Origin of the sequence: Corynebacterium marinum DSM 44953 (assembly GCF_000835165.1) — a bacterium.
GTDB lineage: Bacteria > Actinomycetota > Actinomycetes > Mycobacteriales > Mycobacteriaceae > Corynebacterium > Corynebacterium marinum.
This window is the reverse complement of record NZ_CP007790.1, coordinates 2,277,297-2,293,129: the sequence shown is the minus strand read 5'-3', so window position 1 is coordinate 2,293,129 and position 15,833 is coordinate 2,277,297. Positions and strand designations below refer to the sequence as shown.

Sequence of the window (15,833 nt, the reverse complement as noted above, 5' to 3'; positions counted from 1 at the left end):
TCGATTCATTCGAGTGCCAGAAACGATGACTTCAGCGGGTGAGGTTGGTTCACACTCACCGACCGTGCCGTCGCGGGCGCCTTCTGGAGTGCAGACGCCGAGTGTCGTCCTAATAACTATGAGGAGCACAAACACATGGCAAAGATCATCGCCTTCGACGAGGAAGCACGCCGTGGCCTGGAGCGTGGCCTGAACACCCTGGCCGACGCCGTCCGGGTCACTCTCGGCCCCAAGGGTCGCAACGTCGTTCTCGAGCGCGGCTGGGGCGCCCCGGTCATCACCAACGACGGTGTGTCCATCGCCCGTGAGATCGAGCTCGAGGATCCCTACGAGAAGATCGGTGCGGAGCTCGTCAAGGAGGTCGCCAAGAAGACTGACGACGTCGCGGGCGACGGCACCACCACCGCCACCGTCCTGGCTCAGGCTCTCGTCCGCGAGGGGCTGCGCAATGTTGCCGCCGGTTCCAACCCGATGGGCATCAAGCGCGGCATCGAGGCCGCCACCAAGAAGGTCACCGAGGCTCTGCTGGCTTCCGCCAAGGAGGTCGAGACCGAGGAGCAGATCGCCGCCACCGCCGGCATCTCCGCCGCTGACCCGGCGATCGGCGCGCAGATCGCCAAGGCTATGTACGCCGTGGGCAGCGGCCAGGTGAACAAGGACTCCGTCATCACCGTCGAGGAGTCCAACACCTTCGGCGTCGAGCTCGAGGTCACCGAGGGCATGCGCTTCGACAAGGGCTACATCTCCGGATACATGGCCACCGACCTGGAGCGTGGCGAGGCTGTCCTGGAGGATCCCTACATCCTCCTGGTTTCCTCCAAGATTGCCAACATCAAGGACCTCCTGCCCCTGCTGGAGAAGGTCATGCAGTCCGGCAAGCCGCTGCTGATCATCGCCGAGGACGTCGAGGGTGAGGCCCTGTCCACCCTCGTGGTCAACAAGATCCGCGGCACCTTCAAGTCCGTCGCCGTCAAGGCCCCGGGCTTCGGTGACCGCCGCAAGGCGCAGCTGCAGGACATCGCCATCCTCACCGGCGGCCAGGTCATCGCCGAGGAGGTCGGCCTGACCCTGGAGACCGCCGATCTGCCGCTGCTGGGCACCGCCCGCAAGGTGGTCATCACCAAGGACGACACCACCATCGTCCAGGGTGCCGGTTCCCCGGAACAGATCGAGGGCCGCGTCAAGCAGATCCGTGCCGAGATCGACAACTCCGACTCCGACTACGACCGCGAGAAGCTGCAGGAGCGCCTGGCCAAGCTGGCCGGCGGCGTCGCAGTGCTCAAGGTCGGCGCCGCCACCGAGGTGGAGCTCAAGGAGCGCAAGCACCGCATCGAGGATGCCGTCCGCAACGCCAAGGCTGCCGTGGATGAGGGCATCGTCGCCGGCGGCGGCGTCGCGCTGCTGCAGGCCGCTGAGGTGCTCGCCGATGATCTCGGCCTCACCGGCGACGAAGCTACCGGCGTCAAGATCGTCCGCCAGGCGCTTTCCTCCCCGCTGAAGCAGATCGCCCTCAACGCCGGCCTTGAGCCCGGTGTCGTGGCCGACAAGGTTGCCGGCCTGCCGTCCGGTCAGGGCCTCAACGCCGCCACGGGCGAGTACGTCGACCTCATGGCCGAGGGCATCAACGACCCGGTCAAGGTCACCCGCTCCGCGCTGCAGAACGCCGCGTCCATCGCCGCGCTGTTCCTCACCACCGAGGCTGTCGTCGCCAACAAGCCGGAGCCGGCCGGCGCTGGCGGGGGCGCTCCCGACGCCGACGCAATGGGCGGCATGGGCTTCTAGCCCTCAGCTTTCGCCGCTCATTTTCATGCCGTCCCCAGCCCCCTCTCAGGGGGAGGGGGCGGCATTTCCCCCTTTCCGGGGGTGGTCGGCGGGGGCGGTTTTTTGCCCGCGGCGCCAAGATCGGACTTGGACGGAGGGCCGTTACAGGATTAACGGTTAGTTCACGTGTTATTCACCCGTGATCATGGCTTTTCGCAGTTCACCGTCTCCTGCCTGCGGGTATTGTGACGATCCGCACAGATGGTAACTTTCGGGCCACGGGAGAATATCTGCCGCAGGCTGCATTTGACCACTTGACGGGGTGGGAAGGTATGGCAGAATAGCTCCCTGTGACGCCCTGAGGGTGTCAGTCAACTGGAAACTCACAGCCGGCTTCTGCTGGCGCACTCAAGGAGAAAAATTCATGGATCTTTCCTTCATCCAGGATCAGCTCGACAACTTCGCCACCTTCGGCGGCGCAATCGAGGACATCTTCAAGGCAATCGTCAAGCTCTTCGGCGGCGAGGGTGACGTCGACGGCGGTACCCTGGATCAGCTGTCCTCCTACGAGAGCTCCGTTGAGGGCGAGAACGGCCCCAAGGGCGACTCCTCCTCCGAGTTCGAGTCCTCCGAGTCCTCCTCCGAGTTCGAGGGTTCCTCCGTCAAGGCTGAGGCTGACCTCGAGGCCTAATAAGACTCTCCTGAGTCTCGCCGGGGTCTGACGGCCCCGGCACCCCCATCCGAGTTTTTCTTCACTTCACTAGTACTAGGAGTACACAATGGCTGAACTTTCCTCCCTGGGCTCTGTCCTCGTCAACGTTCTGGGTCCGCTGGCTGACATCGCCGGCGCCATCGCCGACCTGATCGGCCTGGCTTCCTAAGAGCCTCCGGCCGCCTGCGCGGTCACTGAAGACTCCGATCCGCAAGGATCGGAGTTTTTGCGTTTCCGGGTCCGGGCGGATTCGTGGGGACAGGGGAGTCGCGGGTCACGCACGGGTTCGTCGCGCTCCCCGGGAAGTCAGTGGCTAGACTGATCGGCATGGCTGACCATAAGGACGACGAACTTCCCGTCATCGACCTGGCGAAGACCGAGGGGTACATCGTCGACGATTCCGACGAGGACGACCCGGTTCTCCTCCGCCCGGACGGCACTCCGATTGAGACGTGGCGCGAGAACTACCCGTACGAGGAGCGGATGACGCGCGAGGAGTACGAGAAGACGAAGCGCTCACTCCAGATAGAGCTGCTGAAGTGGCAGAACTGGACCAAGGAAACCGGTCAGCGCCACATCATCCTCTTTGAGGGCCGTGACGCCGCTGGCAAGGGGGGCAGCATCAAGCGTTTCAACGAGCACCTCAACCCCCGTGGCGCCCGCACCGTCGCCCTGGAGAAGCCCTCCCCGCGGGAGTCCACCTCCTGGTATTTCCAGCGTTATATCGCGCATTTTCCCTCCGCAGGCGAGATCATCTTCTTCGACCGCTCCTGGTACAACCGCTCGGGCGTCGAACGGGTCATGGGTTTCTGCACAGAGTCCCAGCACGCCGAGTTCCTCCGTGAGGTTCCGATGCTGGAGAACATGCTCCTGGGTTCGGGCATCTCCCTGACCAAGTTCTGGTTCTCCGTGACCCGGAAGGAGCAGCGCACCCGATTCGCCATCCGTCAGGTCGACCCGGTGCGCCAGTGGAAGCTCTCGCCGATGGACCTGGCGTCCCTGGACAAGTGGGACGACTACACCCGCGCCAAGGAGGAGCAGTTCCGCTACACCGACACCGACGAGTCCCCCTGGGTGACCATCAAGTCGAACGACAAGAAGCGCGCGCGCATCAACGCCATGCGTTACATTCTGTCGAAGTTCGAGTACACCAACAAGGACCATGAGGTGGTCGGCACTCCGGACCCGCTCATCGTCCTGCGCGGCCGCGACCAGATCGGCGACTGACCCCCATCAGCCAGGTCAGCATCGGGACCCGCCCTCCCCCGTCCGGGCAGGGCGGGTCCGTTCTATTCCTAGCCGTCCGTCCGCCCGCATGGTTCGATGTGCGCGGTGGTGCCGCCACCCCCAGGCCTCAGCACCGACGGAAAGCCCGGAAAATGTGGCGGCCCGTGCCAGTCGCTGACTGGTGCGGGCCGGAAGAAGGAACGCCGGGCGGCCTCCTATGACGCCGTGCCCGTCCACGGCTCGATCGGGTTGCCCTGCCACACGGTGTTGGCGGGCACCTGGTCGCCGCGCATGACCAGCGAGCCCGGTCCGACGGTGGCGCCCGCGCCGAGCGTGGCCGCCGGCAGCGCCACCGAGTGGGCGGCCAGCGTGGCGCCCTCGGCGATCGTGACGTAGTCGAGGCTCATGACGCGATCCTGGAAGAGGTGCGTCTGCACGACGGTGCCCGGGCCGACGGTCGCGCCGCGGCCGACGACGCACAGGTCCGTTTCGGGGAACCAGTAGGAGTCGATCCACGCGCCCCGGCCGATCTTCGCGCCGAGGGCCCGCAGCGCGACGTTGAGCTCGCCGGTGCCCAGGCTCGGGATGAGGAACCACGGCCCGGCGACGGTCTCGACGAAGGCGTCCTGCAGCTCGTTGAGCCACACGAACTCGCTCCACAGCGGGTGGTCGCCGGGGCGGTGCTTTCCGACGCAGAACCACTTCACCAGTACGGTGACGACCATGGCCAGCAGCCCCGCCGCCATGAGGGTGACGCCGCCGGCGAGCCACGCGGCCCAGACGCCGACGTTGACGGTCAGCCAGTAGAGCGTGCCGACGACCCCCGCCAGCAGCATGGCCGAGGTCATCGGCGCGAGCATGCGCATCGTCTCGATGAAACCCCGGAAGATCTTCACCTTCGTGCCGGGGCTGTAGGTGAGGGTCTCGCCGCCGTCGGCGCCCACCTGCACGCGGCGCATGCGCTCCGGCGGGGAACCCCACCAGTTGGTGTTGGCCTTGGCCTTCTTCGGCGTCGAAGACAGCACCGCCACGAGGGAGTTCTTCGGCAGCTTGCGGCCGGGGCTGGTGATGCCGGAGTTGCCGACGAAGCTGCGCTTGCCCACGCGGGTCTCACCGGTGAGCATCCAACCGCCGCCGAGCTCGTAACCGCCGACGAGGGTGTCGTCGGCGAGGAAGGCGCCGTCGCGGATCTCGGTGAGCTTGGGCACCATCACGGCGGTGGAGATCTCCACGTCGCGGCCGATTTTTGCGCCCAGGCTGCGCAGCCACACGGAGGTGAGCTGGCCGGCGTAGAGGGGGAAGAGGTAGGTGCGGGCGTCGTCCATCAGCCGCTCGATGGTCCACAGCTGCCAGCCGTGGAAGGAACGCACCGGGATCACACCCGGTTTCAGGCCGATGGACAGCAGGCGCACGCCCAGCCAGGTGGCCGCCATGTAGAAACCGAACGCCACCAGCCCGCCCAGCGGGGCGAACAGCAGGCCGCCCAGCAACGGGTTGCCGGCGGTGTAGTCGACCAGCCCGAGAACAACCAGGGCGCCGAGCGCGATGGCGGCGAGGGGCTGCAGACTGAGCAGCACGGAGGTCAGCCCGTAAATGGGCACCCAGCGGGTGCGGCGCGGAGGGTATTCGTCGGGGAAACGGTGCTTGGAGCGGCCGACCTTCTCCGCGGGGGAACCCGACCAGCGGGAACCGGGTTTGACGGGGCGGTCGCCGGTGACAGTGGAACCTGCCTCGATGTGGGCGTCCGCGCCGATGACCGTGCCCGGCAACAGGGTGGAGCGGGCGCCGATGCGGGCCTCGGGGCCGATCTCGATGGTGCCGACGCGCACGATGTCGCCGTCGACCCAGTAGCCGGACATGTCGACCTCGGGTTCGACGGCGGAGTGCGCACCGAGCGTGAGCAGGCCGGTGACCGGGGGCAGGGAATGCAGGTCCACCCCCTTGCCGATCTTCACGCCGAGGGAACGCGCGTAGTAGTTGACCCATGTGGCACCCGAGATCGACTGCGAACCGGAGGCGTCCACCCAGCGCTCGGCGGCCCAGATACGCAGGTGCGTGGCGCCGCCGCGGCGGTACTGGCCGGGGGCGATACCGGCGGTGAGCAGGCGGGCGCCCAGGCCGCCCAGCGGCAGACGGCCGATGGGGGAACCGAAGACCACGAGCAGGAACGCGACGAGCCACCAGGAGGTGTGCACCGCCCACTCCACACCCGCCAGGTGCGCGAGGTTGCCACCCAGCAGGATCCAGCCCAGCCAGGTGGTGGCCTGCAGCGTCATCATCGGCACCTGGATGAGCAGCTGGGCCAGGCGCGTGCCCGTGGCCACCGGGTTAACCTCGCGGGGTTCGACGGGGGTGGCGTCGGAAAGCGAGACGCCTGATTTCTCAGCGATGGATTCGACGGCCTCGGCCAGGGAACCCAGGCGCGGGTGGTCGTAGAGGTCGCGGACCGCGACGGTGGGGACCTGCTGGCGGATGCGTCCCACCAGCGTCGCGGCGGCGAGCGACGTGCCGCCGAGGGTGAAGAAATCGGCGTCGGCATCGGCGACGGACGTGCCCAGGACGTCCACCCACAGCTCGGCGAGCCATGTTTCGGTGGGGTTGAGGTCGGTGGCCTCCACGCCCACGCCCGGCAGGGGCCAGGGCAGGGCCTTCTTGTCGACCTTGCCCGAGGTGCGGATGGGCAGCTCCTCCATCACGCAGATGCGCGGGACGAGAGCGGCGGGCATGGTCTCGGCGAGGCGCTCGTGGGCGGCCTGATGGTCGAAACCCGCCTCCGGGTCGTCCAGGGAGACGTAGCCGACCAGCACCGACTGGTTCGCGCCGGTTTTCTGCACGGCGACGGCGGAGTTGTACACGTTCGGCAGGGCGGCGACGTTCGCCTCCACCTCGCCGAGCTCGATGCGGCGGCCGCCGATCTTCACCTGGTCGTCGACGCGGCCGATGAAATACAGTCCGTCCTCCTCCAGGCGCACGTGGTCGCCGGAACGGTAGGCGCGCGGCCAGCCGACGGTGGGCATGGGCGCGTATTTCTCGGCGTCTTTTTCCGGGTCCAGGTAGCGGGCCAGGCCGACGCCGCCGATCACCAGCTCGCCGACCTGGCCGACCTCGACCGGGCGTTCCTGCTCGTCGACGACGAGCAGGTCCCAACCAGCCAGCGGCAGGCCGATGCCCACCGGGCGGTCCGGGCGCAGCCGGGTCGCGGAGGCGACGACGGTAGCCTCGGTCGGGCCGTAGGTGTTCCACATCTCGCGGTCCTCGGTGGCCAGACGCTCGACGAGCTCCTGGGAGCAGGCTTCGCCGCCCACGATGAGCAGGCGGATGTTGTCCAGGGCCTCGGCTGGCCAGAGGCCGGCCAGGGTGGGGACGGTGGAGACCACGGTGATGTCGCGGCGGATGAGCCACGGGCCGAGGTCCATGCCGGAGCGCACGAGGCTGCGGGGGGCGGGCACCAGGCAGGCGCCGTGGCGCCACGCCAGCCACATCTCCTCGCAGCTCGCGTCGAACGCGACGGAAAGGCCCGCGAGGACGCGGTCCTCCGGGCCGAGCGGGCCGCCGGGGGAGTTGACCAGGAAGAGCTGGGCCTCGGCGTCGACGAACGCGGCCGCGGAGCGGTGGCTGACGGCCACGCCCTTCGGTTTACCGGTCGAGCCGGATGTGAAGATGATCCAGGCGGTGTCGGCCAGCTGCGGGCGGTGCTTGTCGCCGCCCGCTCGCGGGGCGAGCATACGGAAACCCTCGTCGGTGAAGACGCCGTTGATCTTCCCCTCGGAGAACACCATCTCGGCGCGCTCCTCCGGGTCATCGGCGTCCACCGGCACGTAGGCCGCGCCGGCGGCGATGGTGGCGAGGATCGCGATGTAGAGGTCGCGGCTGCCGGAGGTCATCCGGATGCCGATGCGGTCGCCCCGGCGGATGCCGTTGGCGTGCAGCTCGGAGGCGAGCGCGTGGACCTCGTCCATCAGCTCTGCGTAGGTGAGGATCTCGCCGTCGTCGATGGCGGCCGCCTCGGGGTTCTCGGCGGCGGTGGACGCGAGAATGTCGTAGAGCGTGCGCTTCGCGGGGGCCTCCGCGGCGCGGAGGAACTGGCGGGGAACATTGTGCAGCGACATGCGTTCTAGGCGCCCTTCGCTACGGGGTCGTCCGGCGCATCCGGGCAGGGGTCGACCGATTCCGTCGTGAGCACCGCCTGGGTGAGCTTGCGCAGGTGCTTGAGCTGCTTGCCGGTGGATTCGTCGAGCGCGAGGGACTCCGCCTCGGCGACCATGTCCGCCAACTCGGTCTGAGCCTTGCGGCCCGCCTTGGTGGTGGTGACGATCTGGCGGCGGCGGTCCTTGGGGTCCCGCTCGCGCTGCGCCCAGCCCTTCTCCTCCAGACCGTCGATCAGCCGCACCATGTCGGAGGCGTCGATGGCCAGGGTCTCCGACAGGGCGGTCTGCGAGGCCGCGTCCCGGTCGGCGAGACAGGTGAGCACCCAGTACTCGCGCAGCGTCGTGTCGCGGGTGGACAGGGCGGATTCCACCTGCTCGCGGGTGCGTCGGCGCAGGCGCTCTATCTGGAAGCTCGGCGATTCGAGCAGGGTCAGGGGAACGCCGGTGGCGGCGGCGACCTCCACGGTGGGGGTGGCTTTCTTTTGTGACATGCCATCAACCTTAGGCCACCCACCGTGGCGAAGTTAAATCATGGGTTTATTCCCACTATTTATTTCTCCACGGGAAGGTCGGCGTCGACCCAGGCCATCGTGCCGCCGGCGACGTTGATGGCGTCGATGCCGTGGGCCTGCTCCAGGTACTCGCAGGCCTGGCCGGAACGGTTGCCGGAACGGCAGATGATGTAGATGTCGCGGTCGATGTCCAGCTCCCCCACCCGGGAGGTGAACTCCGAGAGGGCGATGAGCTTCGCGTTGGCGGCGTGGACGTCGGCGTATTCGTCCGCCTCCCGGACATCGATGAGCTGGGCGTCGGACGGCACCTCATTTACATTCACTGTCTTCATGGGGGTGATGGTACTCCCGTGCCACACTGGAATGCATGAACCCGGTCGAGCTACGCCGTCTCACCGGCATGATCGCCGGCCGTCTCTGGTTGACGGCTGTGGTGACCGGCGTGGCGGGCGGGGGGCTGGTGTGGCTCGGGATCCGTCTGGGCCTGGCGCTGGTGACCATCGCGGTGCTGATCGTTCCGGTCGCCGCGGTGACCACGCTCGCCTGGGTGCTGCGCCGCCGGGCGGTGGCGGTCCCCCGCTGGCTGACTGCGGTCGGCGCCGCGGGTTCCGCCGCGGGGTTGGTGTGGTTGCTCGCCTCTCCCGGACATGTGCCCGCCATTCTGGTTCTGGCGGTCGGGGTGTGGCTGCTGATCGTCGGGCTCATCGCCTCGGTGGCGGTGGGCCGGCCGGGGCCGGGCGAAGAAAAACCGCGGCCAGCCCGGAGATGAACCCCGATGAGGGGTCCTCTCCCCGGCTGCCCGCGGAGTGACGTGGAAGTTCCGCGCCTGATTACTCGGCGAGCTTCTTCTCGACGTCGCTCTCCGCGTCCTTCTCCTCCTCGAGGCCCTCGCGGGTGTTGGTGCCCACCTGCTTGTAGCGCTCGATGGACTCGTCGAGGATGCGCACGGCCTCCTCGCGGCCGCCCCAGCCGGAACCGGTGACCTCCTTGTTCGGTTCCAGATCCTTGTAGTGGACGAAGAAGTGCTCGATCTCGTCGCGGGTGAAGGAGGAGATGTCCTCGAGCTCCTGGAACTGTTCGAAACGCGGGTCGTCGATGACGCAGAGCAGCTTGTCGTCGCCGCCGGCCTCGTCGGTCATCTTGAACACGCCGACGATGCGGGCCGAGACCACCACACCTGGGTACACCGGCTCGGGGGAGATGACCAGGGCGTCCATCGGGTCGCCGTCCTCGCCCAGGGTGTGCTCGATGAAGCCGTAGTCCGCCGGGTACGCCATCGGGGTGAACAGGTAGCGGTCGAGGAAGACCCGTCCCGTCTCGTGGTCGACCTCGTACTTGTTGCGGGAGCCCTTCGGGATCTCGACGATGACTTCAACCTGCATGGAGTGTCTCCTTCAGTGGAATAAGGCGGGGAATCGCACCTCATCTTACCGTCGCCGCCCCCCGTTTCGCCGAACACCCGGCACGCCCCCGGGCACCGGGCCCACCCGGCGACCTCCGGGCCGGGCCGCCGGGGCGCTACCCTGTGGAGAATGAGCGGAAAGAAGCTGTGGTGGTCGGTGACTGCCGGTGTGGTCGCGGCCGCGGTCGCCGGCGTGGCGGGGCTCGGCGTCCTGGTGCAGCAGCACTACGACGACCTCACCCACGGCCCGGCCTACGCGGTCCGGGCCCCGTCGCCGGCGCTCGTGCCCGCGGAGGCCGAGGCGGGGGTGGACAACGCCGCCCTGGCTACCGCCCTGTCAACGCTCGCCGACGACCCCGCACTGGGAACCCTCCACGGCCGGGTGACCGACACCGTCACCGGCGAAACCGTGTGGGACCTGGACTCCGGCGCCCCCCTGCGCCCGGCCAGCGCGACAAAGATCCTCACCGCCGCCGCGGCCATCCTCGAGCTGGGGCCCGACGACGTCATCACCACCGAGGTGGTGGCGGGGAACACCCCCGGCACCGTGGTCATCCGCGCCGCCGGCGACGTATGGCTGACGGAGGAACAGCTCGACCGCCTCGCCGAGGAGATCGGAACCGCGGACCAGGTGACCATCGACACCTCCGTCTGGGACGGCGACCCGTTCATGCCCGGTTGGGACCCCGCGGACGTCGACGCCGGATACATCGCCCCGCTGGAACCCGCCATGCTCCACGGCGCGCGGATCGGCGGCACAGAGGGGGACGTCCCCCGCTCCCACACCCCGGCCCTCGACGTCGCCCGCGCGCTCGCGGACCGGGTCGGCGCCGCCACCGTCGGCCTGGGCCCCGCTCCCGCCGACGCGCAGGTGCTCGCCGCCACCCAGTCGCCGCCGCTCATCGACCGCCTCGAATCCATGATGATCTGGTCCGACAACGTGATGGCCGAGGCCGTCGGCCATGAACTCGCCGTCCACCGCGGCCAACCCGGCTCTGCATCCGCGGCCACCCAGTCCACCCTCGACGTGCTCACCGGGCACGGCTTCGATATCACGGGTGTCACCCTCGCGGACAACTCGGGACTGTCCACCTACAACCTCATCCCGCCCCGGGTGCTCGACGACGTGCTCCACGACGCCGCCTCCGACACCCCGCTCCGCCATCTGCTCGCGACCCTGCCGGTCGCCGGCGGCTCCGGCACCCTCACCGACCGCTACCAGGATCTCCCCGGGCGCGGCTGGGTCCGGGCCAAGACCGGGACGCTGACCGGGACCTCGGCGCTGGCGGGCGTGGTCACCGCGGATTCGGGCCGGGTCTACTCCTTCGCACTGCTGTCCAACGGTTCGGACATCCTGGCGGCGCGGGCGGCGCTGGACCGTTTCGCCTCCGCCATCCGGGATTCCTGACGTGCGGTACCCCCGCGTCAGCCCGCACTTTCTGGCGTGCCGGGTGGCCGTGCGCCCCTTCCTCCGCCCCGGAGCGGTCACCGTGGGACTGTCCGGCGGGGCGGATTCTCTGGCGTTGCTGGCCGCCGCGGTCGCGGAAGGCCAGGTAGTCCGGGCGGTGGTGGTGGACCATCAGCTCCAGTCCGGTTCGGCGCAGGTCGCGGAGCAGGCCCGCGCGCAGGCGGAGCAGCTCGGCGCCGGCGCCCAGGTGCGCACCGTCGCCGTCGAACGCTCGGGCAGCCTCGAGGCCGCCGCCCGTCAGGCCCGCTACGCCGCACTCCTCGAAGATGACGGGGAGGTCTGGGTGGCCCACACCCGCGACGACCAGGCCGAGACCCTGCTGCTGGGGGCGCTGCGCGGCAACCCCTCCGGCATGGCCCCGCGCACCGGGCGGCTGGTGCGGCCCTTCCTCACGGTCCGCCGCACGGACACCCTCGGGGCATGCGCGGAGCTGGGCCTGGAGCCCTGGCACGACCCCCACAACCTCGACCCGGCCTTCCGCCGCGTGGCCGTGCGCCGGCAGCTCATCCCCCGGCTGGGTGAACTGATCGGCGGGGACGCGGTGGAACCGCTGGCGCAGGCGGCCGACCGGGTGGCAGCCGACAACGCGCTGCTCGAGGAGCTCGCCGGCCCCCCGACCGACGACTGCGGGGAACTCGCCGCCCAGGCGGGGCCGCTGCGGCGTCGGCGGATCGCGGCGTGGCTGCGGGAGCGGGAGGTGGGGGTCACGGGGGCGTCGATAAGCGCGATCGAGGCCCTGTGCACCGACTGGCGGGGACAGGGCGGGGTGGCGGTCGGGCGGACCGCCACCGGAAGGTTGGAAGTCCGGAGAGTAAGTGGCAGACTGGCGTTATTCCCGGCCGGCTAGGAAAGGCATGATGAGCGTGCACGATGACAAAGACTTCAACGTCCCCGCAAACCGTTACGGCGAGGACGTTGAGGCGGTGCTGATCAGCGAGGAGAAGCTGGCCGCCCGCATCCAGGAACTCGCCGACAGGGTCTCCGAGACCTACCGTGACGCCGAGGATGAGCTGATCCTGGTGTGTGTGCTCAAGGGTGCGGTGTTCTTCCTCACCGACTTCGCCCGCGCGCTGTCGATCCCCTCGGAGATGGAGTTCATGGCGGTGTCCTCCTACGGCAACTCCACCACGTCCTCGGGGGTGGTCCGCATCCTCAAGGACCTCGACCGCGAGATCGAGGGCCGCGACGTCCTCATCGTCGAGGACATCATCGATTCCGGCCTGACCCTGTCCTGGCTCATGCGCAACCTCAAGGCACGCAACCCGAGGACGCTGGAGGTGATCACCCTCCTGCGCAAGCCCGAGGTGGTCAAGGCGGACATCGCGCTTTTCGACGTCGGCTTCGACATCCCCAACGAGTTCGTCATCGGCTACGGCCTGGACTACACCGAGCGCTACCGCGACCTGCCCTACGTGGGCACCCTGCACCCGCGCGTGTACACCTCGAACTAACGGCGGCCGGCGGGCGGAGGGAACGAATCCCGCGCCCCGACCGTTGATGCCAGTACGTAATAGACGCCCTCCAGGTCGGAACCGCACACGAAAGGCAATGGTCGCGAAGGCAGGCTGACGAGTCTGCCCTTCGGCGGTCGCACTCATGAGCAACAAGAGAATCCTCCAGATCGGGCTCATCGCCACAGTGGCCCTGGTCACCCTTTTCGCGTTCACCCTCCTCACCGACGACACCCGCGGCTACCAGGACGTGGACACCTCCGTCGTCATGGAGCAGCTCGCGGACCAGAACGCCCGGGAAGTGCAGATCGACGACCGCGAGCAGCGGATCCGCGTTGAGCTGCGCGAACCGATCACCTACGAGGAACGCGAGGGCGTCGAGGAGATCATCGCCCAGTACCCGGCGCGGACCTCCCCGCAGATCTTCGACGCAGTGCAGTCCTCCGGTGCCGAGAACTACACCACGAAGGTCACGCAGGACAGCTTCCTCATGAGCATGTTCAGCTTCCTGCTGCCCATGCTGCTGCTCTTCGGCCTGCTCTTCTTCTTCATGTCCCGCATGCAGGGCGGAGGCGGGATGTTCGGCTTCGGCGGCTCCAAGGCCAAGCAGTTGACCAAGGACATGCCGACGAACACCTTCGCCGACGTAGCCGGCGCCGACGAGGCGGTCGCGGAGCTCGACGAGATCAAGGACTTCCTCCAGGACCCCAGCCGGTACCACGCCCTCGGCGCGAAGATCCCGCGCGGCGTGCTGCTCTACGGCCCGCCCGGCACGGGCAAGACCCTGCTCGCCCGCGCCGTCGCCGGCGAGGCCGGCGTGCCGTTCTACTCCATCTCCGGTTCCGACTTCGTGGAAATGTTCGTCGGTGTCGGCGCCTCCCGCGTACGCGACCTGTTCAAGCAGGCCAAGGAGAACAGCCCCTGCATCATCTTCGTCGACGAGATCGACGCCGTCGGCCGGCAGCGCGGCTCCGGCATGGGCGGCGGCCACGACGAGCGGGAGCAGACCCTCAACCAGCTGCTGGTGGAGATGGACGGTTTCGGCGACCGCGAGGGCGTCATCCTCATGGCCGCCACCAACCGCCCCGACATCCTCGACCCGGCGCTGCTGCGACCGGGCCGCTTCGACCGCCAGATCCCGGTGACCAACCCGGACCTCAAGGGCCGCGAGAAGATCCTCGAGGTCCACTCGAAGGGCAAGCCCTTCGGCCCCGACGCCGACCTGAAGTCCCTGGCCAAGCGCACCGCCGGCATGTCGGGCGCGGACCTGGCCAACGTCCTCAACGAGGCGGCGCTGCTCACCGCCCGCATCGGCGGCACCGTCATCACGGCGGACGCGCTCGAGGAGGCGACCGACCGTGTCATCGGCGGCCCGCGCCGGGAGGGCAAGGTCATCTCCGAGAAGGAGAAGAAGGTCACCGCCTACCACGAGGGAGGGCACACTCTGGCCGCCTGGGCGCTCAAGGACATCGAGCGGGTGTACAAGGTCACCATCCTCGCCCGCGGCCGCACCGGCGGCCACGCCATGACCTCGCAGGAGGACGACCGCGGCATGTACAACCGGGACGAGCTCTTCGCCCGCCTCGTGTTCGCCATGGGCGGCCGCGCCGCCGAGGAGCTGGTGTTCGGCGAGCCGACCACCGGCGCCTCCGCCGACATCGAGCAGGCCACCAAGATCGCGCGCGCCATGCTCACCGAGTACGGCATGTCGCCGAGCCTGGGCACCGTCAAGTACGGCGAGGAGCAGGGCGATCCCTTCACCGGCCGCCCCGGCGGCGGCACCCTGGACTACTCCCCGGCCGTGGCGGCCAAGATCGACGAGGAGCTGCACATGCTTCTCGACGCCGCCCACCGCCAGGCCTACGACATCCTCGCCGAGCACCGCGGCTACCTGGACATCCTGGCGGAGAAGCTCCTGGAGAAGGAGACCCTGCGCCGGCCCGACCTGGAGGTCCTCTTCGAGGGCATCGAACCGCGCGAGGCCCTGGAGATCTTCCCCGGCCAGGATGACCGTTTCCCCCGTCAGGCCGGCCGCGAGCCGGTGAAGACGCCGGTGGAGCTGGCCATCGAGCGCGGCGAGGAGCCGCCGAAGCGGTTCTCCCTCCTCGAGGCGACCCGTCAGGCCCGCGAGAAGCGGCAGACCGAGCTCGCCGTCGCGGGGTCATCCCTGGCGGCCCCGGACGCGGCGGATTCCGGCACCGACGCCGCCGTCCCGGCCCCGGCTTCCGTGCCCGCCCCGCGCTACGGCGGCACCCCGCCGCCGGCGGACTGGACCGTGCCCGGCTGGACGCCGAAGGACAATCCCTACGCGGCGGGCGGCGAGCACCCGGGCATGAAGAACTACGGCACGGGGCAGCCCCCGGCCGCGCCGGACACCCCGGCTGCGCCGGACACGCCGGAGGCACCCGACACCCCCACCGAGGTCATCGGTTTCCGCCTGCCGGCCCACGAGCAGCCGGAGAACACGGGCGTCGACAAGCAGGACCCGCCGAGCGAACGGCCGCAACCCGGGGCCGACGAGATCGCCTCGCCGGAGGGCACCGACACCACCCAGTTTCCTAAGGAGCAGTAGATTTGAGCAATTTCTTTGACCAGGAGCGGGCAGAGGCCGCCGTGCGGGAACTGCTCATCGCGGTGGGCGAGGACCCCGACCGCGAGGGGCTCAAGGACACCCCGGCCCGGGTGGCGCGGTCCTACCGCGAGATCTTCGCCGGGCTGCACTGCGACCCGACCGAGGTGCTGCACCGCACCTTCGCCGAGGACCACCAGGAGCTGGTGCTGGTGCGCGACATCCCGATCTACTCCACGTGCGAGCACCACCTCGTGCCCTTCTACGGCAAGGCGCACATCGGCTACATCCCGGGCAAGGAGGGCCATGTCACGGGTCTGTCCAAGCTGGCCAGGCTGGCCGACATGTACGCGAAGCGCCCGCAGGTCCAGGAGCGCCTGACCTCCCAGGTCGCGGATGCGCTGGTGGAGACGCTCGGCGCGCAGGCCGTCATCGTGGTCATCGAGTGCGAGCACCTGTGCATGGCGATGCGCGGCATCCGCAAGCCGGGGTCGACGACCACCACCTCCGCGGTGCGCGGCGGCTTCAAGACCAACGCCGCCTCCCGCGCCGAGGTCCTCAGCCTCATCCGGGGATAGGGGGA

13 protein-coding genes are annotated in these 15,833 nt (G+C 68.9%); 9 read left to right on the top strand and 4 right to left on the bottom strand.

All coding sequences use genetic code 11. From position 1 onward, the window contains the following. Nucleotides 1-135: 135 nt before the first annotated feature. The 3 genes from groL to ppk2 all read left to right on the top strand — a co-directional run bounded on the left by groL (nucleotide 136) and on the right by ppk2 (nucleotide 3,700). The gene (groL, locus tag B840_RS10865; RefSeq protein ID WP_042622144.1) at nucleotides 136-1,782 is read left to right on the top strand and encodes a chaperonin GroEL; all 1,647 of its coding nucleotides are present in this window, start codon (nucleotides 136-138) and stop codon (nucleotides 1,780-1,782) included. Nucleotides 1,783-2,185: 403 nt separating this feature from the next. Beyond that, complete coding sequence (locus tag B840_RS10860) at nucleotides 2,186-2,452, top strand: PorH family porin (protein WP_042622143.1); 267 nt, start codon at nucleotides 2,186-2,188, stop codon at nucleotides 2,450-2,452. Between the two features lie 348 nt (nucleotides 2,453-2,800). Beyond that, entirely contained in the window at nucleotides 2,801-3,700 is a 900-nt protein-coding gene (gene ppk2, locus B840_RS10855; protein WP_042622142.1) for a polyphosphate kinase 2, read from the top strand. A 215-nt stretch (nucleotides 3,701-3,915) separates the two neighbouring features. Here the strand turns inward: ppk2 and B840_RS10850 are convergent, their stop codons facing one another. The 3 genes from B840_RS10850 to B840_RS10840 are packed head-to-tail and all read right to left on the bottom strand — an operon-like array spanning nucleotide 3,916 to nucleotide 8,692. Further along, a complete protein-coding gene (locus tag B840_RS10850) occupies nucleotides 3,916-7,809 on the bottom strand; it encodes a Pls/PosA family non-ribosomal peptide synthetase (protein ID WP_084602990.1) in 3,894 nt (1,297 codons plus the stop codon). 5 nt (nucleotides 7,810-7,814) lie between these two features. Next, nucleotides 7,815-8,339, bottom strand: a complete 525-nt coding sequence (locus B840_RS10845) for a MarR family winged helix-turn-helix transcriptional regulator (RefSeq protein ID WP_042622140.1) — start codon at nucleotides 8,337-8,339, stop codon at nucleotides 7,815-7,817. A gap of 59 nt (nucleotides 8,340-8,398) precedes the next feature. Beyond that, the gene (locus tag B840_RS10840; RefSeq protein WP_042622139.1) at nucleotides 8,399-8,692 is read right to left on the bottom strand and encodes a rhodanese-like domain-containing protein; all 294 of its coding nucleotides are present in this window, start codon (nucleotides 8,690-8,692) and stop codon (nucleotides 8,399-8,401) included. A 35-nt stretch (nucleotides 8,693-8,727) separates the two neighbouring features. Here B840_RS10840 and B840_RS10835 point away from each other — a divergent pair, with 35 nt between their 5' ends. Then, nucleotides 8,728-9,129 (top strand): hypothetical protein, encoded by a 402-nt coding sequence (locus tag B840_RS10835; protein ID WP_042622138.1) that lies wholly within the window; start codon nucleotides 8,728-8,730, stop codon nucleotides 9,127-9,129. A gap of 61 nt (nucleotides 9,130-9,190) precedes the next feature. On the opposite strand, the gene B840_RS10830 is transcribed toward B840_RS10835, so the two are convergent. Continuing rightward, nucleotides 9,191-9,742, bottom strand: a complete 552-nt coding sequence (locus B840_RS10830; RefSeq protein ID WP_042622137.1) for an inorganic diphosphatase — start codon at nucleotides 9,740-9,742, stop codon at nucleotides 9,191-9,193. Between the two features lie 150 nt (nucleotides 9,743-9,892). On the opposite strand from B840_RS10830, the gene dacB reads away from it, so the two are divergent. The 5 genes from dacB (at nucleotide 9,893) to folE (ending at nucleotide 15,828) form a co-directional block, all read left to right on the top strand. Then, nucleotides 9,893-11,170, top strand: a complete 1,278-nt coding sequence (gene dacB / locus B840_RS10825) for a D-alanyl-D-alanine carboxypeptidase/D-alanyl-D-alanine endopeptidase (protein WP_042622136.1) — start codon at nucleotides 9,893-9,895, stop codon at nucleotides 11,168-11,170. Beyond that, complete coding sequence (gene tilS, locus B840_RS10820; protein ID WP_042622135.1) at nucleotides 11,163-12,077, top strand: tRNA lysidine(34) synthetase TilS; 915 nt, start codon at nucleotides 11,163-11,165, stop codon at nucleotides 12,075-12,077. Before dacB ends, tilS begins: the two co-directional genes overlap by 8 nt. 16 nt (nucleotides 12,078-12,093) lie before the next feature. Beyond that, nucleotides 12,094-12,681, top strand: a complete 588-nt coding sequence (hpt, locus tag B840_RS10815) for a hypoxanthine phosphoribosyltransferase (protein ID WP_042622735.1) — start codon at nucleotides 12,094-12,096, stop codon at nucleotides 12,679-12,681. 145 nt (nucleotides 12,682-12,826) lie between these two features. Beyond that, complete coding sequence (gene ftsH / locus B840_RS10810; RefSeq protein WP_042622134.1) at nucleotides 12,827-15,253, top strand: ATP-dependent zinc metalloprotease FtsH; 2,427 nt, start codon at nucleotides 12,827-12,829, stop codon at nucleotides 15,251-15,253. Between the two features lie 2 nt (nucleotides 15,254-15,255). Continuing rightward, the gene (gene folE / locus B840_RS10805) at nucleotides 15,256-15,828 is read left to right on the top strand and encodes a GTP cyclohydrolase I FolE (RefSeq protein WP_042622133.1); all 573 of its coding nucleotides are present in this window, start codon (nucleotides 15,256-15,258) and stop codon (nucleotides 15,826-15,828) included. The last annotated feature ends 5 nt before the right edge of the window (nucleotides 15,829-15,833 follow it).